The organism is Nitrospirota bacterium (assembly GCA_026387665.1).
In the GTDB taxonomy this organism is placed as follows: Bacteria; Nitrospirota; Nitrospiria; order Nitrospirales; family Nitrospiraceae; genus Palsa-1315.
In genome coordinates this window covers 260,746-282,596 of record JAPLLG010000013.1, presented here as the reverse complement: position 1 = coordinate 282,596, position 21,851 = coordinate 260,746, and the positions used below count along the sequence as shown (strand labels likewise).

At 58.8% G+C, this 21,851-nt stretch carries 24 protein-coding genes; 9 read left to right on the top strand and 15 right to left on the bottom strand.

Features of this window, described 5'->3' with window-relative positions:
- Positions 1-6 precede the first annotated feature (6 nt).
- Complete coding sequence (locus NT179_12080) at positions 7-1,377, bottom strand: M20/M25/M40 family metallo-hydrolase (GenBank protein ID MCX5722747.1); 1,371 nt, start codon at positions 1,375-1,377, stop codon at positions 7-9.
- 316 nt (positions 1,378-1,693) lie between these two features.
- On the opposite strand from NT179_12080, the gene NT179_12075 reads away from it, so the two are divergent.
- Positions 1,694-2,182 (top strand): hypothetical protein, encoded by a 489-nt coding sequence (locus NT179_12075; GenBank protein ID MCX5722746.1) that lies wholly within the window; start codon positions 1,694-1,696, stop codon positions 2,180-2,182.
- 269 nt (positions 2,183-2,451) lie between these two features.
- Positions 2,452-3,153, top strand: a complete 702-nt coding sequence (locus NT179_12070) for a hypothetical protein (GenBank protein MCX5722745.1) — start codon at positions 2,452-2,454, stop codon at positions 3,151-3,153.
- A gap of 8 nt (positions 3,154-3,161) precedes the next feature.
- On the opposite strand, the gene NT179_12065 is transcribed toward NT179_12070, so the two are convergent.
- From NT179_12065 to pyk, 9 genes are all read right to left on the bottom strand, one after another.
- On the bottom strand, positions 3,162-3,638 hold the full coding sequence (locus NT179_12065; protein MCX5722744.1) for a DUF1566 domain-containing protein: 477 nt from the start codon (positions 3,636-3,638) through the stop codon (positions 3,162-3,164).
- A gap of 62 nt (positions 3,639-3,700) precedes the next feature.
- Positions 3,701-4,438, bottom strand: a complete 738-nt coding sequence (locus tag NT179_12060; protein ID MCX5722743.1) for a zinc ribbon domain-containing protein — start codon at positions 4,436-4,438, stop codon at positions 3,701-3,703.
- A 201-nt stretch (positions 4,439-4,639) separates the two neighbouring features.
- Positions 4,640-5,617, bottom strand: a complete 978-nt coding sequence (locus NT179_12055; protein MCX5722742.1) for a site-2 protease family protein — start codon at positions 5,615-5,617, stop codon at positions 4,640-4,642.
- 10 nt (positions 5,618-5,627) lie between these two features.
- Positions 5,628-6,467, bottom strand: coding sequence for an MBL fold metallo-hydrolase (locus tag NT179_12050; GenBank protein ID MCX5722741.1), 840 nt, complete (start codon positions 6,465-6,467; stop codon positions 5,628-5,630).
- A 222-nt stretch (positions 6,468-6,689) separates the two neighbouring features.
- Positions 6,690-8,156 carry a pitrilysin family protein gene (locus tag NT179_12045; protein MCX5722740.1) on the bottom strand — a complete coding sequence of 489 codons (1,467 nt, stop codon included), beginning with the start codon at positions 8,154-8,156 and terminating at the stop codon, positions 6,690-6,692.
- Positions 8,153-9,727, bottom strand: coding sequence for a pitrilysin family protein (locus NT179_12040; protein MCX5722739.1), 1,575 nt, complete (start codon positions 9,725-9,727; stop codon positions 8,153-8,155). Before NT179_12040 ends, NT179_12045 begins: the two co-directional genes overlap by 4 nt.
- Entirely contained in the window at positions 9,724-10,374 is a 651-nt protein-coding gene (locus tag NT179_12035; protein MCX5722738.1) for an HAD-IA family hydrolase, read from the bottom strand. The genes NT179_12040 and NT179_12035 overlap by 4 nt, the downstream gene beginning before the upstream one ends.
- Positions 10,371-10,928, bottom strand: coding sequence for a hypothetical protein (locus NT179_12030; GenBank protein ID MCX5722737.1), 558 nt, complete (start codon positions 10,926-10,928; stop codon positions 10,371-10,373). Before NT179_12030 ends, NT179_12035 begins: the two co-directional genes overlap by 4 nt.
- On the bottom strand, positions 10,925-12,385 hold the full coding sequence (gene pyk / locus NT179_12025) for a pyruvate kinase (GenBank protein MCX5722736.1): 1,461 nt from the start codon (positions 12,383-12,385) through the stop codon (positions 10,925-10,927). The genes NT179_12030 and pyk overlap by 4 nt, the downstream gene beginning before the upstream one ends.
- A 225-nt stretch (positions 12,386-12,610) precedes the next feature.
- Here pyk and NT179_12020 point away from each other — a divergent pair, with 225 nt between their 5' ends.
- The 3 genes from NT179_12020 to hemL all read left to right on the top strand — a co-directional run bounded on the left by NT179_12020 (position 12,611) and on the right by hemL (position 14,970).
- Complete coding sequence (locus NT179_12020) at positions 12,611-12,982, top strand: hypothetical protein (GenBank protein MCX5722735.1); 372 nt, start codon at positions 12,611-12,613, stop codon at positions 12,980-12,982.
- Positions 12,979-13,509, top strand: coding sequence for a barstar family protein (locus NT179_12015; GenBank protein MCX5722734.1), 531 nt, complete (start codon positions 12,979-12,981; stop codon positions 13,507-13,509). The genes NT179_12020 and NT179_12015 overlap by 4 nt, the downstream gene beginning before the upstream one ends.
- A gap of 177 nt (positions 13,510-13,686) precedes the next feature.
- Positions 13,687-14,970: a glutamate-1-semialdehyde 2,1-aminomutase gene (gene hemL / locus NT179_12010; GenBank protein MCX5722733.1), complete on the top strand. Its 1,284-nt coding sequence runs from the start codon at positions 13,687-13,689 to the stop codon at positions 14,968-14,970.
- A 338-nt stretch (positions 14,971-15,308) separates the two neighbouring features.
- Here hemL and NT179_12005 read toward each other — a convergent pair whose 3' ends face one another.
- Positions 15,309-15,539, bottom strand: a complete 231-nt coding sequence (locus tag NT179_12005; GenBank protein MCX5722732.1) for a hypothetical protein — start codon at positions 15,537-15,539, stop codon at positions 15,309-15,311.
- Between the two features lie 348 nt (positions 15,540-15,887).
- A complete protein-coding gene (locus tag NT179_12000; protein ID MCX5722731.1) occupies positions 15,888-16,385 on the bottom strand; it encodes a hypothetical protein in 498 nt (165 codons plus the stop codon).
- Positions 16,386-16,503: 118 nt separating this feature from the next.
- On the opposite strand from NT179_12000, the gene NT179_11995 reads away from it, so the two are divergent.
- Positions 16,504-16,809: a hypothetical protein gene (locus tag NT179_11995; protein ID MCX5722730.1), complete on the top strand. Its 306-nt coding sequence runs from the start codon at positions 16,504-16,506 to the stop codon at positions 16,807-16,809.
- Between the two features lie 267 nt (positions 16,810-17,076).
- Complete coding sequence (locus NT179_11990; GenBank protein MCX5722729.1) at positions 17,077-17,802, top strand: CBS domain-containing protein; 726 nt, start codon at positions 17,077-17,079, stop codon at positions 17,800-17,802.
- Between the two features lie 255 nt (positions 17,803-18,057).
- Here NT179_11990 and NT179_11985 read toward each other — a convergent pair whose 3' ends face one another.
- From NT179_11985 to NT179_11975, 3 genes are all read right to left on the bottom strand, one after another.
- On the bottom strand, positions 18,058-18,459 hold the full coding sequence (locus NT179_11985) for a YbgC/FadM family acyl-CoA thioesterase (GenBank protein MCX5722728.1): 402 nt from the start codon (positions 18,457-18,459) through the stop codon (positions 18,058-18,060).
- A gap of 82 nt (positions 18,460-18,541) precedes the next feature.
- Entirely contained in the window at positions 18,542-18,901 is a 360-nt protein-coding gene (locus NT179_11980; protein ID MCX5722727.1) for a four helix bundle protein, read from the bottom strand.
- Positions 18,902-18,954: 53 nt separating this feature from the next.
- Positions 18,955-20,211, bottom strand: a complete 1,257-nt coding sequence (locus tag NT179_11975) for a TIGR02710 family CRISPR-associated CARF protein (protein ID MCX5722726.1) — start codon at positions 20,209-20,211, stop codon at positions 18,955-18,957.
- Between the two features lie 85 nt (positions 20,212-20,296).
- On the opposite strand from NT179_11975, the gene NT179_11970 reads away from it, so the two are divergent.
- Complete coding sequence (locus tag NT179_11970) at positions 20,297-20,875, top strand: D-sedoheptulose 7-phosphate isomerase (GenBank protein MCX5722725.1); 579 nt, start codon at positions 20,297-20,299, stop codon at positions 20,873-20,875.
- The gene (locus tag NT179_11965) at positions 20,859-21,851 is read left to right on the top strand and encodes a hypothetical protein (GenBank protein ID MCX5722724.1); all 993 of its coding nucleotides are present in this window, start codon (positions 20,859-20,861) and stop codon (positions 21,849-21,851) included. Before NT179_11970 ends, NT179_11965 begins: the two co-directional genes overlap by 17 nt.

Genomic DNA, 21,851 nt, shown 5'->3' with positions numbered 1-21,851 from the left:
GCTGCTCTACCCCTTCCCCATCTTCGCCAATTCCTCAAAGTAATGCGCGAAGGCCTTCATCCCGCTGGAGGCCTGGCCCCAGTCGAAGTATTCGTTGGGAGCATGGTACCCATGCTCCGGCAGACTCAAGCCCATAAACAGGATCGGCACCTTCCAGGCCTTCTGCATCGTGACCACTGCGCCGATCGAACCTCCCTCGCGGATGAAAGCCGGTTCTTTTCCAAAGCCCGCCTTTGCCGCCCGCTTCACACAATCGACATAGGGCCCGTCGAAACTGCCCTTGAAGGGGTGCAACATGCCCTCCTTCTCCACCTTTACATCCGGATTGATCTTGGCCACATATTTCTTGAGCAAGGCAAAGGCCTTCTCAGGAGTTTGATTCGGCACCAATCGCATACTGACTTTGAGTTCACCATGGCCCGGCACGACTGTCTTCACGCCAGGCCCGTGATAGCCGCCGGTCAAACCATGCACCTCGAATGTCGGTGCGGCCCAGATCCGGCGCATGATCTCGGCGGGATCGTTGGTGCGCAACGTCTGAAATCCATAGGCCTGCTTGAAGCTCTTCACTTGAAAACCTGACGCGAGGAAACTCTTAATCTCCGCTTTGGTCGGCTCAATCACATCGTGATAGAAACCGGGGATCTTTACCTTGCCACTCTTGGCATCGACACAGGCATGCGCCATTTCCATCAGCTCCGCCAGTGGATTCCGCGCGGCGCCTCCGGTCACGCCGGAATGGGCGTCTTTTGTTCCCGTGCGTAGCGTGAGCCTCGCGCCTAGCAGACCCCGCAGTCCATAGGGCATGGCTGGCTTGCCTTTGGCGAGCCAGATCGTGTCCGACACCACGACTGAGTCCGGTCGAGGAATCGCCGCCCGGCTCTTCAATCCGGCCGCAAAATTCGGACTGCCGATTTCCTCTTCTAACTCCCAGAGAAACCGGATGTTGATCGGCACTCCCTGCTCAAGCGCGTACCGAGCGCCGAACAGAGCCGACAGCGCCGGCCCCTTGTCGTCCGTCGCGCCACGGCCGTGGTAGAGCCCGTTCTCGTTCTTGAAGGCAAAGGGCGCCTGCTTCCATTCAGGCTCCTGCGCCGGCTGCACGTCCATGTGGTTATAGATGGTGACCGTCGGATGCTGGGCTCCAGTCATCCAGCCACCGGACACGATCGGCGCGCCGCCGGTCTCCACGATCTGGGCTTCGGCCCCCAAGTCCGTGAGGACCTGCCGCGCGACATCCGCCATGCTCCTCATATCCGGAGCCTTGGCCGGATCCATGCTAATTGAAGGAATCTCCACCATCTGACCCAGCAGATCTTCATACCGCCGACGAATCTCTGTTACGTAAGTACCGAGTCTTCGTTCGTTCACGCTCATAGTCAGTCCTCCTGGCAGGATGCTGAAAAAGTCCGTCAGCTTCGTTCTCGCATCGTTCAGACCCTCAACGTACCGCTACGGGTACGACTCGGGCCTTCACTCGCTGCGGCCTTGCTGAACGAACTTTTTGATCATCCTGCGCAATAAGTTCCCGTTGTCCAAGATCTGCCGACCCTTGAATCATCCGTGTACAATAAATTTTTCACAACTCCCTGAAAGTAGCCGCAGATTATACTGGCTGTGCCGCCGAGGCGAAAGAGACCGTCTTCCGCTTCGCACATTGCTCACGAAAGCAGGAATGGTAGAATGCCAGCCTATGACCATCGAAAGGTTCGCCAGATACAGAAAACCAGTTTCCCTCTTCATCGCGCTCTGCCTTGGCTGGGCCGTTTCGCCTGTCCTTGCCTTGGCAGCCGATCCTATTCCTATTCGCGAGATCCTGGACGAACCAAGCCGCTTCCACCTCCGGCAGGTGACGCTGCAAGGAACCGTGCGGGACGTACAGCCCCTTGATCCCTATACCTTGCCGGCCGGCTCCACCTGTTACGGCGCCTACCTGTTTTACCTGGAAGATGAGACCGCCTCGATCAATGTCGCCTCGTTTGGCCGCTGCGGCATCCCGACGGTCAAAGATCCAGACGTGGAAGAAGGCACGCGTATCGAACTCCAGGCGACCATCCAAGCGCCAAGCCACGGCGGCTACTACTTGAGTTTCCGAGGGCTTAAAGTGGCAGGGGAACGAGAGGGTGTGGTGCAGGCTGTGGCAGACAAAATCACGCCCCTCCTCGATGAAGTAAAGCCCTAGCAGGATGCTGAAAAAGTCCGCCAGCGTCGTTCTCGCATCGTTCAGACCCTCAACGTACCGCTACGGGTACGCCTCGGGCCTTCACTCGCTGCGGCCTTGCTGGAACGGCCTTTTTGAGCATCCTGAGGTGATTCTGGCCCCAGCACCGTGCGGAATATTTTGACCATATTCCGTATCAACCGAGTTTTCTCACAGCCTGCTAGCAGAACCATTACGCTGAGGCCTTCACGCAAAGGGCTCTGCAAAATCTACGGAAGGATGTTACCGACATGAGGCTCCACCCCTATATTTTGCTCGCGCTGTTTATCCTCCCAACCGGTTGCGCAAGCAATCGGACGCAGCCCATTGATTCGCTCCAGCAGATACTGAAGGACGAAGAGGCTCAGCTTGTCGGTGCTCCACTATCAGAACAGACGGCGGCCCCCTCCCTCAGGCAAGGACCGCCGAAGTTGGGGCTCTATGTCATGCCGACCGGATTCCTTCACCATAAATTCGAATGGACTGATGCCGATCGGGAATCCCTCCTGTCCTGGACCAACGGATTGCAACGAGAGGGCCTCATCAGCGGCACATCCTTCCTCCATCTCTCTTCAATCAAGGGAAACCAATGGGCGCAGCTACGGGAATCAGCCCTGCGGTACGGTGTCGATCTCCTGCTCATCGTGAACGGCGCCGCAGCCGTCGATCGCTACAACAACTACAAGGGGACATTGCTCTATTGGACGATGCTCGGGTCCTACTACGCAGACGGCACCCACAGCGACGCGCTCTGTCTCGTGCGAAGTACTGTATGGGATGTCCGGCGAGGAACCAAACTGGCGGAGGAAGAGGCGCAGGGAACATCGAAGGTCGTCGGTCCCAGCGCACGGATCGAAGATCAAGACCAGGTCACCGAAGCGCGACGACAGGCGCTAACCCAACTGATGAAGAAGCTGCGCGACGATGTCGCAAGAATCGGCAGAGAACGCTGACCGTCTCGTTACTCGCCCGACGAACCCAGGAGGCACCAAAGACGCCTGGTTCCGGATTTCTGGTCTGTCACAGGCTCGCCGCTAAAAAAACTAATCTGCCAGGCCACCATATCGTCGGTCGGGTGGGGCGTCGCCGTCCAATAGATCTCCGACTTGATGTTGGAGAAGGGATGGCCTGCCGGCAAAGCCGGATCATGTTGGGATCCATCGATCAAGGTCTTGAGTTCATCCACCGAGGGTGCGCGCCAGCCCTTCTTCCCTCCCACCTCTTTTGTCGCACAACGGGCCACGGATGAACCCCACACATCGTGCTCCCGATCCGGCTCCTGTTCCCAGATCAAACCGGTGCTGTTGTCTTTGACTGCTGCTCCGTTCAGCAGCAGGGTAAATCGAGAGGAGGCGCTGGAGTCGGCTGCAAGGGCCTGGCTAGTCACGGCCATGCCGACCATGATGAGACAAATACGAATTACCAATAGGCTTCGCATGAGGAGCCTCCTGAGCCAGTGAAAGTCTATCGTAAGAGAGTTTCTAGGGTCGCGCAAGCAGGTTACGGCGAGAGCCGGCAATATTGCTTCCAGAGCAACAGTCCACCCCAGGCGAACGAAGCCAGCATCAGGACAATACCAATATTGTAGGTGAGGTGGGCCAGGCGATGGTCATACTCCAGCCATCCCATCATGGTCAGAATATTGTTCCAATCGTGCCCGTCCGTTTCTTTTCCTGTCACTCCGCCCAGCAGCATCAAATCCAGCGCCCTCGCATCGTTGATATAGGGGGCGAGATCCATGAGACTTTCCGCCGTCCACCAGAGGGCCACAGACGCGCCGAAGGGATCGCGTGTCTTCACGAGAAAGGTCGCCAGACAGACGAGCGGCATCAGGACCTGACTAAGGCTCCCGCCCAGAATCATCATGAATCGTCCCAACGGCATAAAGAGAAGATGGCCCGCCTCGTGAAACGGCAGATTGATCAGGTGAAAAAATGATTCCCCCGTGTAATTGATTTCAAGCGGCGTGAAGATGAACGTTTTGCCCCACCAGAGCAGCAGTAAAAACAGGACAGCCCGGACGGCGAAGGTCATCGAATCGGCAGACTGATCCGCATCCACCAACCACTCTTTGGCAAAGGCCATCCAACGAGAACGATCCCGATGCATCGGCTGCAGCGGAGCAAGCGGCCGATACTTCGCAAAGATGATCCCGCACCTCAGGCACTCGGTCGCACTGTCCAACCGCTCGGCCTGACACTTGGGGCAAAGGATCGTGGGAATGGTGGTGGATGCCATGACACATGGTAGGACCATGCGCGCAATCGGACAAGAAATTATCCGGATTGCTCAACGCTATTGAATGCCATCTGTGTGAAGGCTGCTCAAACAGACCGTCAGCAAGGCCGCAGCGAGTGAGGACCCGAGGCGTACCCGTAGCGGTACGTTGAGGGTCTGAACGATGCGAGAACGAAGCTGGCGCGTCTGTTTCAGCAGCCGCTAGTGGAAGGAGAAGGGGACAGGCGCAAACGTAAGAACAAACACCGCCAGCGCAATCCATCCAACCAAAACCCGCCCCCGGCCCAGCGGCACATGGGGGTCGCACACAGGCGGATGTCCGAAGCCCCAGAGTCCCGCCATGAAGGCCCAGAGGAGCCAGCCATGCCAGCCCGCGAGTCCCAGCACAATCAACAGCGGCACCATGGCAAAGGCCAACGTCCGTTGGCGTGAGCCCCACAGGGCATAGGCCACATGGCCTCCGTCGAGTTGGCCGATGGGAATGAGATTCAGCGACGTCACAAACAGGCCGAACCAGGCGGCGAACCCAATAGGATGTAAGACGATGTCTGCTTGAAGCGGAAGGGAACCGACGACCAGCCAGGAGATGAACTGTAACAGCAGAGGTTCGCCCAACTGCAATCCAACAGTCGCGGTCCGATCGACGACCGTCGAGAGATTCAGCCCTATGACCAGCGCCACCACCGCCACGACAAACCCTGCCAGCGGACCGGCCACGCCGATATCGAAGAGGGCGCGCCGGTTCAAGATTGGTCCTCGCAGCCGAATGATCGCGCCGAACGTGCCGATGAAATAGGGAGGACCTGGGATGAACAGGGGGAGAGAGGCCGGCACGCGATGGATGCGGGAGAGCACATAATGCCCGCACTCATGGGTCATTAAAATCAGCAGCAGCGTGGCGGCGAAGGGAATCCCGCGACCGAGCAGCTCGGGATGCTCCAGCAAAAAGTCCACCGGTCCGCTGATCGGTCCGTTGTAGGCCTGATAGGCCCCGGCCCACAGGGTGGTGAAGACCGTCGCCACAAAGAGGCAGATAGGGAGGGTCCATTTCGAAAAGGGCGTCTCCTCGAACTCGTCCTCTTCCGGAAAATCGCCCAGCTCCTCGGGCGGTCCCTCCACAATAATCGGCAGTTCTCCGTTGCGGATTGGCTGCTCGTCGTGGCGTTGATCGAAACTCATACCGCTTGTCTCAGTGATCTAAGGCGAAAGGATTATGGTCGAGCTCTTCGCGCACCGTCGTGGCCGGCCCATGACCTGGCAAAAGGATACAATCGTGCGGCAGTTTCAACAGGCGCTGTCTCACGGAATCCAGATGGGTCGGGAAAAGGCTATGCGGGACAGATTTTCCGATCGATCCGGCAAAGAGGGTGTCGCCGACAAAACAGACAGGCCGTGGCCCGCAATCCATCCGATAACAGATGCCGCCCTGCGTATGGCCTGGCGTAGTAAGACAATGGACCGTGAGACGTCCGACCGGAATGGCGCGGCCATCCTGTGGCGCAACGAGGCCCTCTGAGGGCTTCCAGCGCAGGAGATCGACATCCTCAGCCCCCAGATAGACCGACACAGGCCATCGCGCCAGAAGCTGCTGAATCCCTTCCGCATGGTCCGCATGGCCGTGCGTCAGACAGATGCCGGTCAGCCTGACTCGATGGGATTCAAGCCAAGCGATCATGACAGACGCGTTGTAGGCCGTATCGACGAGGAGCGCCTCGCCTGAATCATGCACAATATAGCCGTTGACCCCATAGCCGTTGATGTCGCCCCGGATGGTTTCGATCTCCGGGATCGAGGGAGTCAGTTGGGGAACCCACTGCGCAAAAACGATCTGTTCCAAGGGAGCAAGACGAAGCTTTAACGTAGCAGCGAGGGCGCGCACTTCTGCCTTGTCACGAGGCTGATCGCCCCGTTCAAGCGCAGTGACAGAGGCCCCCGAAAGGCCGGTGAAGCGAGCCACCTTCTCCACGGACCAAGCCTGCCCAATGCGGGCTTTCTTAATGATGTCGCAGAAATCGTCTTCAAGGGGCATAGGTTAGCTTTCAGCAGTCAGCTCTCAGCCATCAGCTCCGAAGGCTTTCATTCCCTAGGGAGGGTGGTCCGCTGATCTCCCACTGCGCGCGTCCAACGAGGGCCTTCTCAGGCCGCGCGTTGCGCGAGCAAAGGAGACTAATGGGCTACCCCTCCCCTCCTACACCGGGCGGGGTGCGAGGACGGTCAGGCTGATCGCACCACTCGTCCCCTCTTATTAGCGCTACGGAGCCACCTTCACTTCTTGGACCTCCCCGAATCCCCCCAGCAACTTCGGCAAGGCCTCCCCCGCCCCGACTGCCACGATGGTCAATCGCTCAGGATTGAAATGCTTCTTCGCCGCCGCCAGAATTTCTTCCTTCGTCAAAGCCACGACCCGCGTCCGCAATTGCTGGAGAAAGTCATGGGGAAGCCCGTCATATTCCAGCTCAACCAGCCGCCCCACGATCGCCGACGAACTGGCAAAGGAGAAGACAAACGAATTCACATAGGCCTCTTTCGCTTCTGCCAACTCGCTGTCCGTCACCAGCTCGGTTCTCATCCGTTCCATGTTCGCAATGAACCGGGCAATGACCTCTTGCGTCGAGGGGAGCTTCGTCTCTGCCCTCATCAGCCAGACCCCTTGATCATGCACCCCGGTATTCAAACGGCTGCCGACCGAATAGGCCAGGCCCCGCTTGGTCCGCACATCGTTGAAGAGGCGGCTGCGAAAGGAGCTGCCCCCCAGGATATCGTTTGCAATCGCAAGGGACACATAGTCCGGATCGCTTTCCTTGATCGACAGATGCCCGACGCGGAGATGCGTTTGCGAGGTATCCTTGTTCACGAACCGGACAACTGGCTTCCCCGTCTGATTCTGGGGCGCATCGGCAATCGTCAAGGCCAGAACCTCGCCCGGCTTCCAATCGCCGAATGTTTCGCGCAAGAGGGCCACCATCGCGGACTTGTCGAAGTCTCCCGTCACTCCCAACATCATACCGTTCGGATGGATGGTCTTCCGATGGAAGGCGATCAGATCCTCTCTGGTAATGCGGGTGATGGACTCGACGCTGCTTTCACGCGCCGTCGGGTGCTCCGCTCCATAGAGGAGCTTCACGAACTCACGGCTGACGATTGAACTGGGATTATCCTGCCTGCGGCGAATTCCTTCGATGGACTGAAGCTTGGCCAATTCAACCCGCGCTGACTCAAACGCCGGCGTCCGGATCAGTCCCGCAAAAATCTGAAGCCCCCGCTTCAGATCTTTACTAAGGACATCGAGCGAGGCGGAACCAGATTGGCGGCCGATCGAAATGCCGACATCCCCGGCGAACTGTTCGAGTTCTTCATCCACTCGCTCCGCCGACAAACCGCCTCCTCCGCCGGTCCTCATGAGGGAACCGGTCAACGACGCCAGGCCGACCTTATCGGCAGGATCGAGCCAGCCTCCCGTTTTCATGGTCGCGGTAATGCTGATCAAAGGCAGCTCATGGTCCTCCAGAAGATAGACAACCATCCCGTTCTCAAGCACCACACGATCCGGTTCAGGCGGAGTAAACTCAACCGGCTTGAAGGTCATTTGTCTGGGATCGCCCAACGCCAGGTTTCCGGCACAAGCACTCAGCACCGGAACCGTGAGGGCCATGACCATCGCGACCAGAATCAAGCATCTCCGTTTCACGTTGAACGTTTCACCTTTCACGTTTGTCATCGCGCCACCTCATGCTTCGGCGCCGTCGCAACTTTCTTTTCGCCAACCTTCTTCACCAATGTCGCCACCGTTCGGTTCGTCTTCGTGAAATATTCAGCCGCCACCCGCTGAATATCCCCCGGCGTCACCGCGGCAATTTTGTCCCGGGCCTTCAGCGCATAGCGCCAATCTTCCGCCACCGTCTGATAGAGGGCCAACTGAGAGGCGAGACCCCCATTGGACCGGAGCGCTCGTACCAAATCCGCGTCGAGATTGTTCAGCACCTTTTCTAATTCCTTGGCGGAGACCGGTTCCGTCTTGAGCCGTTCGAGCTCGGCATAGATGGCCGCTTCAACTTCCGCCGTCGTATGGGGTGCGAGCGGCGTGGCGCTAAACACGAACAGATTCGGGGAGCGGACCCCGGGATAGTTCGAATCGGAATTGATCGAGGCGGCGATCCGCTGGTCGCGGACCAGATTCGCATAGAGCCGGGAGGTAAGGCCCTCCGTCAGCACCGCGTCGATCACGTCAAACACATAGTCGTCTGGATGGCCCAAGGCCGGCTTGTGGAACCCGATGGCCACTGAGGGTTCAGCATCGAATTCCACTTCCACGCGGCGCTCTCCCCGTTGCGGCGGCTCGACCGTCACAATCTGAGGCTGCGGGGGCGCAGCCGGGATCTTGCCGAACGTCTGCTCGATCAGGGCCATGACCTCCTTCGGATTGATATCGCCCACGATGGCGATCGTCGCATTGTCGGGACCGTAATGGGCTTTGAAGAAGGCTTCTGTGTCGGCCGGCGTGAGCGACAAAATATCCGACTCCCAGCCGATCGTCGGGATGCCATATTGATGGGCGCGGAAGGCGGCTGAGGTGAAGGTTTCGAACAACAGGCCGTTCGCGCTGTCGTCGTTCCGCAACCGCCGCTCCTCCATCACCACACCTCGCTCTTTATAGAATTCGCGAAGGACCGGATGCGCCATGCGATCGGCTTCCAGCGAAGCCCACAGGGGCAGGCGATTCGCCGGGAGACTGATCATGTAGCGAGTCAGGTCCTTGCCGGTCGAAGCATTGAGTCCGACTCCCCCGTGCCGTTGGTAGAGCAAGGCCATCTCATTGCCCGCCACGAACTGTCCCGCTTGTTCTTGTAACTCCGTGAATCGTTTCTGGAGGCGCTCGACGGCGGCGCGCGCTTCGGAGCTGGCCGGTTTCTCCTGATTCCTCTTGGCCAGGTCCCGTTGCCGCTGCTCCAACTCAGTTCCCACGCGAAACAACTCTTCGAGGATCGGCCGTTCTTTCTCGTAACTCTTCGTCCCCACCGTCCTCGTGCCCTTGAAGGCCATATGTTCATAGAGGTGCGCCAGACCTGTCTGGCCGATCTGCTCGTTCACTCCTCCGACCCGGAAGGTCATGTTGAGGGAGACCACCGGCGTCTGATGCCGCTCGACCATAAGCACGGTCAGGCCGTTCGCCAGCTTCTGTTCCACCACACGATCCGCCAGGCTGGGCGACCCGGCATGGAGCAAATCGAGGTTGAAACTCAGACTGAGCACGACGAGCAACACTATGAAGCGTGGGATGTGAATCCTCATATAAAGAGCTCCATTAATTCTTCCGGCCGTTCGATAAACCAGTCCGGTTGACAGGCCGCCATCTTGGTGCGATTCCCCATGCCATAGCCGACCGCACAGACACGAATCCCGGCGTTATGCCCGCCGTTGATGTCGTTGGTGCTGTCCCCAATGAGCACGGTGCGTTCGGGCGAGACATTCAATTCTTTCATCACATGCAACAGCATGCCAGGCTCCGGCTTTAATCCGAATCCATGATCGCCTCCGACGACATACTCAAAATGATCTGCCCCCAACCCTTGGAGAATCACATTCGTGTACTCGATCGCCTTATTGGTGGCCACGGCCTTCCGTTTGGCGGCAAAATGCGTCAGCATTTCTCCGATACCTGGGTAGAACGTGGTGCGATCGAGGCAATGGGCCAGGTATTGGCCCCGGAATACCCGCAAGACCTCGTCGTAGGTGACCCGAGTGCTCTCGCCGACTGACAGGCGCAACAGTTGCTTCACTCCGTCGCCCACAAACCCGAAGATTTCTTCAAGTGGCCGCTCCGGCAGTCCCAGCTCAGCTAACGTGAGGTTCACCGACGCGGCAATATCCCACTTGGACTCGATCAGCGTCCCGTCCAGATCGAAAATCAACAGCTCGACTGACGTCTTTCCCATCATTTGGCCTTTCGTAACTCATCCCGCAACGAATCGAGCAGGTCTCGCTTCGCCTGGTCGGTTTCCTTCATCCACGCTTCACGCACGACATTCACCATCCGCTTCTGCCCCACGTGAGGCGGCAGCATCGGCTCAATAATTCTCCATCGATTGTTGACGGCTTTCACGCGAACCCGCACCTCTTCCATCCGCACCTCCTGGGTGAAGCTGGCGGTTTCCAGATTCACCGAACCGAGAATCTGAAAGGTGACCGGGATGATCAGTTCGAATCGATCGATCACCTCCCATTGACGGTAATGCTCCGCCACCGTAAAGCTCCGAATCACGACGACCTGCCCCCACGTCGGCTCGTCATGCCAATTCCTGTAGGTCGCAACCGTATCGACCGACATGGCATCGAGCCGGGCTCCCTTGTAGTCGAGCGTCAGATACCGTTTCACCACCTCGGCTGGAGAATGGTCGATGGAACCGCTCTGCGCCGAGACGATACTCGCGGCGGAGAGCCAGCCGATCAGAGCCAGGAACGCGGCCAACCGACCGAACATGCGGCGGCTCATGACACAATCCTATGGAGCTTCATGGCATTCGTGCCTCCCAATTGTCCCGTCACAGTCCCGGATAACAGAACGACGCAATCACCCGTTTTTGCCAACGTTTCCTCCAGTAATCGTTGCTCGACCGCGCGGACGCGATCGTCTGGATCCTGGACTCTGGCCATCAGCCTGGGCAGCACGCCCCAGTAGAGCGCCATCCGCCGACGCACGGGCTCGTGCGGCGTGAAGGCTACAATGGGGGCGGCAGGCCGTTGTTTCGAGAGCAGCCGGGCCGTTGTGCCGGACTCGCTGAACGTGGCGATCACAGCCGCCTCTGTCGCGGCTGCCGCCGATGCGGCTGCTTCGCACATCGCCTCAGGAATCGCGCGATGCTCATGGCCGGACGGCCGTTTGCCCGGGCCGAGGTTCAGAAACAGGGTCTCGCCTTCCGCCACACGCACAATCCGGTCCATCACCTGCACCGATTCGACCGGATATTGCCCGCGGGCTGTTTCCGCCGAGAGCATGACCGCATCGGTGCCATCGAAAATTGCGTTGGCCACATCGGAAGCTTCCGCCCTGGTCGGGCTGGGATGCTGCGTCATCGACTCGAGCATTTGCGTCGCCGTAATGACCAACCGGCGATGCTGATTCGCCTTTATAATAATCCGCTTCTGGAGGATCGGCACGACTTCCGGCCCCATCTCCACGCCCAGATCGCCCCGCGCAATCATGACCCCGTCCGCTTCCTCCAACAAGGAATCGAGCGACGCAATGGCTTCAGCTCGCTCGATCTTGGCGATAATCGGCTGGTCGCCGCCGCACTCCGCCACCAGACGCCGCGCCGCCTGCACATCTTCCGACCCCCGCACGAACGAGAGGGCCATATAGTCCACGCCTTCCGCGACGCCAAAACGAATATCCTTCCGGTCCTTCTCCGTCAGCGTGGGCGCGCTGATCGTGGTGCCTGGCAAGTTGATTCCCTTGTGGGACCTGATCCGCCCGCCGGTCTTGACCTGACACTCGACTGCCCCGCCAGTCACCGATGTCACGAGCAATTCGATCAGTCCGTCGTCGATCAAGATTCTGGCCCCAGTCCGCACGTCGCGCGCCAGCTGCGGATAGACGACCAGGATCTCCGTGAGATTCGAAGGAGCCACGATCTGGCTGCCGATCTGGCCGCCCGACCGCAACATGCCTCCGACGAGCCTGATCCTCTGTGCTGCCAGCACGTCGACTCCATCTCCGTCGAGCGCGCCCACCCTGATTCGAGGCCCCTGCAAATCCTGCAAGATCGCAACCGGCAGCTGCAGGCGCTCCGCAACAGCGCGGATCGATGCAATCGCCGTTCGGTGCGACTCGTGCGTGCCATGGGAGAAGTTGAGCCGGGCCACATTCATCCCGCTCGTAATCAGCTGTTCGAGGATGGAGGGCTCGGCGCTGGCCGGACCAATCGTGCATACAATTTTTGCTTTTCGCATGGAAGAAGAGATCACCAATGGACAGGCTGCGGACTGCACATGCTCTCATGGAACTCACGGTTCGTGCGCCTGATAACGATCGCGTGCCTCATTCTAGCAAACGGGTTCCGGCGCCGCAAAGCCTCTCTGCCTGTCTGCTCGTCGCACGTTGACCCACTTCAAAACCCCGTGCTACGGTCGTTCACTCTAATTCGACTCGGATGTTGCCCGGTAAAGGATCGCACCATGAATCGACGGTGGATCGTCAGCCTCCTGATCCTCTGGAGCCTGCTGGCCTCGCCCACCTGGCTCATCGAACGGGCGGAGGCAGCGGAGTCGGCAGCTCCCACGACAACCGCGCCTCAGAAGGCGCAGGACCTCCTGGCGCAACTCCAGGCCAGGCATGGCGACCCCCTGCCAGGCTATATTGGAGGGCGTGAGTTTCACAATCGCGAGCATCGCCTTCCACCGGGCCACTATCACGAGTACGATGTGAATCCGAAAATACGAGGCCGCTCGCGGGATGCGGAACGGATCGTCGTCGAACAAGATACGGGCAGGGCCTACTACAGCGGCGATCACTATCGAACATTCACTCCGTTGGATACAACACCATGACCCCCAAACTCACCTTGCCTGCTTATCTACAGTCAACTAAAGCGCCTTGGTCTTCGCTGCTGATCGTGAAGGCCGGACAGCGGGCTGAGTCGCTCATACATGTGCCGGACGGTTATAAGTTGAAAATTATCAAGGGAGCCAAGTGTCAAACCACCGCCGGCCTCTTGACCGAATTTGCCCGCGCCTTGGATTTCCCTGACTACTTCGGCCACAACTGGGATGCCCTGGAAGAATGCCTGGCCGACCTGGAGTGGCTACCGGCCAAGGGCTACATCTTGCTCCTCACCGATGCAGCGCAGGTGTTGCCGGACGACGAAGACGAGTATGAAACCTTTCTGGAGGTCTTGAGCGACGCGGGAGAGGCCTGGGGAAGCGGGCAGGCGGGCATGGGTGCGCGACGTGCGACACCCTTCCACGTACTGTTCGCCATATCGGAGCGGGAAAAATCCAAACGCGCCCGCTGGGAGCTGAGCGAGATCAGCACAGAGCCTAGCGCACCACGTAAAGCCTCCTCAAGGCGAGCTTAGCAAGATGCTCAAAAAATCCACCAGCAAGGCCGCAGCCGATGAATACACCGGAGGCGTAGCCCCTGGCTACGTTGAGGATGCGTTCGAGGCGAGAACGACAGTGGTGGATTTTTTGAGCAGCCTGCCGCTATGGTTTCTTGACCGACAACCCTCTGCATGGTACTGTGCGCCCCCATTATGAAAACGACTCGTTCCGCTAAATTATTCGCCGACGCGCAGCAGCTGATCCCTGGTGGCGTAAATAGTCCGGTCCGCGCCTTCCGGTCCGTCGGAGGCCAGCCCCGGTTTATCAAACGAGCCAAAGGCGCCCGCCTCTACGACGTCGACGGAAACAGCTACATCGACTATATCCTGTCATGGGGCCCGATGATTTTGGGCCATGCAGCCCCGGCCATCATCCGCGCCATCAAGAAGGCCGCAGCGAACGGCACGAGTTACGGCGCGCCGACCGAACTGGAAGTCACGCTCGCCCGCATGATCAACCAGGCCTTCCCCTCGATGGAAAAGGTCCGGCTGGTCAGTTCCGGCACCGAAGCGGTCATGAGCGCGATTCGCGTGGCCCGCGGTTTTACGAAGCGCGACAACATCCTCAAATTCGACGGGTGCTACCACGGTCACAGCGATTACTTGCTGGCGAAAGCCGGCTCCGGCCTGGCCACTTTGGGAATCCCCGATTCGCTGGGAGTCCCGGCCGACTTTGCGAAGCACACCTTGACCGTCCCCTACAACGACATCCGGGCGGTCCAGCAGATCATCAAAGAACAGCGAAACACGTTGGCCTGCATCATTATCGAGCCGATCGCAGGAAACATGGGCGTCGTGCCGCCGGCTCAGGACTTTCTCCGGACACTCCGGAGGCTCACGGCGGAAAACGGCATCCTCCTCATTTTCGACGAAGTGATCTCCGGCTTCCGCGTCACCTACGGCGGCGCGCAAACGCTCTACGGCATTACGCCGGACCTGACAGTGCTGGGGAAAATCATCGGCGGAGGTTTGCCGGTCGGCGCCTACGGAGGACGGAAAGAGATCATGGACCTGATCGCGCCTTCCGGGCCGGTCTACCAGGCGGGAACTCTGTCGGGCAATCCGCTGGCCGTCTCCGCCGGCATTGAAACCCTCAAGCAGCTCAAGGTCCGCGGGGTCTACAAGAAGCTGGAAGAAAAGTCGGCAGCCCTGGCCGAAGGGATCGGGGAAGCGGCCAAGAAAGCCGGCATCCCGCTCACGCAAACCAGAGTCGGCTCGATGCTGGGCGCCTTCTTTACCTCAGGCGCAGTGGTGGATTGGAATACCGCGAAACTCTCCGACACGAAGCGCTACGGGCAGTTCTTCCACAAGATGCTGGAACAGGGAATCTACCTGGCCCCCTCACAATTCGAAGCAGCCTTCCTCTCGACCGCTCACTCAACCAGCGACATCGAAAAAACGATCAAAGCCGCGCACACCGCATTCAAGAGCCTCTAACATAGAGCCGGCGCCAAAGAGCTAATGGCTAATAGCATATGGCATATAGCCAGATGACTTGCAGGCTCACTCTCTCCTCAACTCCTGCTATAAGCCATGCGCTATACGCTCTGTCCTGCTATGTCGAGGAAGATACTCGGCGGATCGGTCTCGATACAGATGCTGAGCCCCGCAGGATGCTCGAAATGGGTTCCCTGCGAGGCGCAACCCAGGAAGTTGTTCAAAACGACCGTCCAGCAAGGCCGCAGCCGATGAACGCACCGGAGGCGTAGCCCCTGGCTACGTTGAGGATGCTTTCAAGGCGAGAACGAAGCTGGCGGGCGTTTTCAACAGCTTCCCTATTCGTCGTCCTCGTCCTCCATATCCAGCACTTCCTGCCGCTTCTGCTCTTCCATCGCGTTATGCAAAAGCATGCGGACGAACATCGAATAGAGCGAACCCTTTTCCAGCGTCCCGCCCGGAGGAATGGCAATCTTGCCTTCCTTAATCATCCGATCCATCCAGACCTTTTGATCCGGCGCGATCAAAATCGGCACCTCGATCAGCCCCACACGTCCCATCATATCCATAGAAGCCTCCGTAAATCGTAAACCATTGAAGAGCAAATAGCTTATGGCTAATAGCAAGAGATCCGAAACCTCTTCCTGACCACATCGCTCCCGCTATACGCCATAGGCCATATGCTCTTGTTGTCTATAACAGCATGCGAATTTCTTCATTGTCAATAAATCTGGCACGAACCCTGCTGCTCGGTCCATTGTATGGAATGCTTACGACAAATATCCAGCATCCTTGGCGGAATCTCGAAAAGATATCTGCTCGTCACCCTCTGGACCCTGTCGTGCGTATTGGCGCTGCCTTCTGAAGGGCTGACTCAGTCAACCACAGCACAGCCCTCCTCCCTACCCACTGCTCCGTTATCGCCCGATGCCCTTCCTGCCCGCTCCTCCTGCGGTCTCTGCTGGAAGCCAGCCCCGCAAGAAGGAAGCGCCATCCGTCCCCACCGGCCTCACCGCGAAAAAGGACTCCACCCTCACAAGAGGCGCAACGGATTGCGCCGATCCAACAGCCGAAGCTTCCAATCGCTGCTCCGGCGGCAAACCTTCGCGCGACTCGGCGGAACAGAGCGCACGGTCGACGGGCGACAAATCTACGTGGTTGATGGCGACACCTTTCACTATGGGGCCGAGCGAATCAGGCTCAAGGGCATCGACACACCCGAAATGAGCGAGCCGGGCGGACCGGCCGCCAAGCTGCGACTGCAAGAGTTGCTGCGCAACGGGCTGGTTCACATCGTCCCGCAAGGCCGAGATGTCTACAATCGCCTCGTGGCCGAGGTCTTTGTGGATGGGCAGAATGTCGCGGAGAGACTCCGGATGGATGGCTTCGCGAAGCCCCATTCTTAATCGTCTCACCAGCACCAAAACACCTTGGACTTCGATGGCCAATCCTGGCAGGATACCGCAAGAATATTATCCCGCGTCTTACGACTCGTAACATCGTATTCGCGACCCACTAGCAAAGGAGCGCCTTATGGCTACATTCATTCCCGGCCAGCCTATTAGCACCCAAGCCCCTACAGTTGAAGTCACGGTCACCCCAACCGCCCCCTTACCTCCTGGGCGCCACAGATTTCAGCTCATCGTCGTCGACGACGCCGGCAACCAGTCTGTGCCCAACGTTGCGGAGGTCATCGTGATCGACGATCAGCGACCAACGGCAGTGCTTGACGCCCCTCGAACCGTACCCGTTGGCAGTTCATTCACGCTGTCCGGCACGCGATCCTTCGACCTTCCTCCGGGAAAGATCGTCACCTACAATTGGGTGCGCCTCCCTTAGCAGGATGCTGAAAAAGTCCGCCAGCGACGTTCTCGCTTCACGAAGAGGCTCAACGTACCAACCCGTACGCCTCGCCTCTTCGCTCGCTGCGGCCTTGCTGAACGGCCTTTTTGAGCATCCTGTGGTTGTTCAGGCCACGGTGCCACTCGGAGTATTTTAGCCATGCTGTTCGCATACACCGAGTTTTTCCGCAGCCTGCTAGAGGCTTTGCAGTAGCGTGACGCCTAACCGCTTGTTCTTGTCAGGCACTCCAAAATGGATTCAGACATGAGTATTGATGACCAAGGGTTGACGATGACGGTCTACACGGTCACGCTGGACGCTTTGGCCGACGATGTGGCCACCCTCATGGTAACGCAAGGGGTGGGCGATGTGATCGTGGTGGAAGAGGGGAAACCGGTCGGGATCTTGACGGACCGTGATCTTGTCGCCCGGATCATGGCGGCAGGATTGGATGGCAAGACCGTGCTGGTACGGGACATCATGTCGGCCCCGCCTGTGACGGTGTCTCAAAACGAGGAAGTCGGCATTGCCATCGCGCTCATGAGCCATCATGGCATCCGTCGTTTGCCGATCGTCGACGAAGCGGGCAAGCTGGTGTCGATCCTGACGCTGGATGACCTCCTCATGCTCGGTCTTGATGGGCAACCGGAACTCAGCAACATCGTCCGACGACAATTGCGGCTCGGGAAGGAACCGTTACCGTCACCCACGGGGCTGCAACGTGCTGAAACGGAGGGCTCATCCAGACCGGCGACGCTGCCATTGTCCAGTACGGTCGAGCGCATCGCTCGTTCGTCGGTGGTGGTCCCGATCAAGCGAGGCCAGTACCGGCACATTCACCATACTCCGAGAACCTGGTTCTCCCGCAATCGATTTTGGCTGATATTCATCCTAGCACTCTCACTCATAAGTACAGCGGCTCTACTATTACTCCCATACCTATGGAAAATTATTCTAGTGCTCTGGTTTGCTCCCATACGCGTACCCTAACAAACAGATTGCCACGAATCTAAAGACGACGGCGGCAGGGGCACTGCTGGAGGAAGAAATCAGGGAATAAGACGAGAGGAGCGGAAACACGAGCCAGTGAGCTCAATTCCGTGGAGGCAGGACGGACCGCGTGCAGATAAATTAGGGCCTTTTCTTGTTCTTGTCAGACGGGTTGTCTGAAAACAGCAGCCAGCCGAGGACCATGAAGCCGATCGCGACGCCGGTGATGGCGAGCCAAGTTCCGAGCTTATCCATTTAGTGACTCCTTGTGGGCCCAGACTGTAGCGCGGCGACCATCTCCTTGTCGAGGCGCTTTACCTTGCCATTGCCATCCGTTGTCGCCAGCCTTGCCGCCCCTTCGACAACCACCCGCTGACTTTCCCGCTCTCTAATCACATGCGAAAACGTGAACGAAGCTGCCGTCACATCGGAAACGACCGTCTCGATCACCAACGTCTCGCCGTAGCGGGCGGGAGATCGGTAATCGACTTCCGCATGCACCACCACGAACACCGTGCCATCCTTTATAAGCCCGGCTACCGACAACCCCCGCTCTTCAAGATACTGCGTCCGCGCGCGCTCAAAATATTTGAGGTAGTTGGCGTAATACACCACCCCGCCGCAGTCGGTGTCTTCGTAGTAGATCCTAATTTCCATAAGAGCTGATGGCCGAATAAAAGCTTATGGCGTATGGCTAATGGTACGGACAAGAATCAAAGCCAAAACAAGAAGCCGGGCGTCAAGATATCGACAGCGTATTCCTGAATGCATTAATGCTTTTCGCAAGTCGCTGACCATCCTCATATAAGGCACTGCGCTCAACCTCTGAGATGTACGCTCGATCCTTAGCAAGAAACGCCCCAGCCACCACTTCGAAGGTCGATCCCAACGCAATCTCCAGGTGGTAGTCGAACGCTTTATTGCTGTTCTTGGCTGTGCCCTCCGCGATATTGAGTGCGATCGAGTTTACTGCCCGATTCAGCTGGGACTTCAATCCATAGTCTTCATGTCTCGGAAACTTCGCGGTAGCGGCATAGACCCTTGTTGCATACTCCTTGGCCATCTGCCAAATCTCCAACGTTTCAAATCGGAACGCCATCTTAGTTTGTCTTTGCTCCTGCTATACGCTATCGGCCATACGCCATAAGCTCTTCAGAGGTTCAGCACCGGAAACTTTGGCAACGAGGTTTCACTCACCCCGGCTAGCCTGACAACAACATCGTACAACTGCTGCACTCGCTCGGATTTGACCGGCTCGAAGCCATGACCGAGGATGGCCTGGTTGGCTGCGTCGAGCAACGGTTTCATCGTTGGCCACTCTCGGAGAAAGGCTTGGCCCATCTGATCGCCTAGCCCGGCCAGCGTGCGGAACTGCGCCTGCATAGGCAGCTTGTACTTGCCGTCGAGGTCTTCCAACCAACAGGACCGACAGGTTTCTTGCAGCGCCTGCGGCAATTGCTCCGGCTGCACGTCCCAGGTTTTGATTGTGTATTGTTTGAACAGTTGCCGTTGGGCGAAGGCTTCGAGCGCGCGAATCAACGAAACCATGGCGGCCTCCGAATCGTGCGTGCCATGCAGTCGCCGACCAGCATAGGCCAGCAGATCCAGCGCCTGCAGATCTTTCACGGGAGCAGGATCGAGGACGAGTCTTTCCAAAAATCCCGCATTCGCTTTAACCAACGGCAGAACCGCTTTAAGCCCTTGCGGTCCACCCCAGACCAACGCCATGTCAAACGCCTTCACGGCAGTCTTCAGCTTCTCCCAAGCCTGACGGTAGTGAAACCGCTCCCACAGATCGTAGCCATCAGCCAGGTCAGCAAAGGCCCGGTAGAGGGGCTTCTGCCCGCCGCTCACCCTGGCTTCGACCTCGCGGAACAGTTTCGCCGCAGCGGCAAATAGTCCCCGATTGAACAGGTCGCAACCCTCGCGGCGCGAGACAGAGGCCGCTTTGTCCCAGGGATTCCCCTGCGTCCAGAGGAACGGCTTCCCCGCGATATCGATCCGATCATCTTCCTGCCCCTCTCGTGCCGGCACGAGCGAGACGATCCGCGAACTATGAGACAGAGTGGCCAAGGTCAGAGCGCCGGCCATGGCAGGAGTGGCCCCGGTTATATCGACGACCAACTCGCCCGGCTGCACGTCCCAGGTCCGCAACATCTCCGGAAGCGCTTGCGCCAGCGCCCGATAACAGCCGACGAACTCGCCCGTCTCCTCCAGCACGATCCAATCCCATCGCCTGGGCATCTGTGCGATCTTCGGCTGGACGTCAGACTCCACCAGCGCTTTCGCCCAGGCCGGCAATACGAAGCAGAGGGAATCGGGCTGCAGACGATTAATCGAATAAATCGCCGCCGCCGCATCGTCGGTGAGCGCGATCACGAGAGCTTTGACTGGTTGGTCTTGCGCCATTTCGCGCGGACTATACCATAGGGCGGCGCAAAAGCCTTCGGCAGCCAGGTTTGACAGGTGACGGCTGGTTGCCTAGAATCGCCTCATGAAAGATATTGTCCTCAGCGCCTTTGCCGAAAGCGCCACCGTCAAGCAACAGTTCGCGCGCGACCATGCCGATCGCATCGTGCAGGTCGCAACACTGATGGTCACGGCCTTTCGTGAGGGACGCAAAGTGTTATTGTTCGGCAACGGAGGCAGCGCCACGGATGCGGCCCATCTCGCCGCCGAATTCGTCGGGCGCTATAAGCGCGAGCGGGCGCCGCTCCCAGCCATCGCCCTGGCCACCGACATTGCCGCCATCACCTGCATCGCCAACGATTACGGGTACGACGAACTTTTTGCCCGGCAGGTCCGCGCCCATGGCCAGAAGGGCGACGTCGCCATCGCCATCAGCACCAGCGGCAACTCCCCCAACATCTTGAAAGGCGTGGAAGCGGCGAAGGCTTGCGGCCTCATCACTGTCGGCTGGACCGGCGGGACCGGCGGAAAGCTGGCCGGCATGGTGGACCATCCCTTTGTCGTGCCCTCGGCGGTCACAGCCCGCATTCAGGAAAGTCACATCACGCTCGGCCACGTTCTCTGTGAACTCATCGAGGAGCAACTCCTTGGCAAAGTCTCCTGACCGGCAGCGGCCCCCTGTCACAGCCCCTCGCCTGATCGCCCCGATCAACGTGACGGACCTCACGACCTATCCGCTTAGAAAACGGCATAGCAAAGTCCGCATCTCCGATTTTGCCAAACCCTGGAAGCGAGAGGGCAGCTTCAGCCAATTCTATCGCTCGCTGCCGGATATCCTCGGCGTCAAAACCTTGCGCGCCGTCGCCAAAGCCGTCGCGAAGGCCCATCGCAGAGGCAAGCCGGTCATCGTCGGCATCGGCGCCCACGTCATCAAAGTCGGATTGAGTCCGATCCTCGTGGACCTCATGCAGCAAGGCATCGTCTCGGCTGTAGCCATGAACGGCGCCGGGATCATTCATGATTTCGAACTGGCGCTCATGGGCCATACGTCCGAAGAAGTCGATGCGGAAATCGACGAGGGCCGTTTCGGGATGGCGGAAGAAACCGGCCGCATGCTGAACGAGGCGATCGTCCGCGGGGCTCACGATCGCGAGGGACTCGGCGAATCCGTCGGCCACTACATCAATCGGCGCCAGGGGCAATTCCCCCATCGCGAGACGAGCATCCTGGCGACCGGCGCGAAACTCGGCATTCCCGTGACTGTGCATGTCGCCATCGGCACCGACATCATCCATATGCATCCTGCCGCGGACGGAGCCTCCATCGGCGCAACGTCGTTACTGGACTTTCGGCGGCTGGCGGCTGTCGTGTCCGGGATGGAGGGAGGCGTCTATCTCAACCTCGGCTCCGCCGTCATTTTACCGGAGGTCTTTCTCAAGGCCGTGTCGCTGGGACGGAACCTCGGGCATGAGCTGACCAACATTACGACCGTGAACATGGACTTCATGGCCCACTACCGCCCCCTCACCAACGTGGTGCGGCGGCCGACCCAGAAGGGCGGAAAGGGCTATTCCCTGATCGGCCACCACGAAATCATGGTGCCCTTGCTAGCCGCGGCCATCCACGAAGAATTGGGGTAA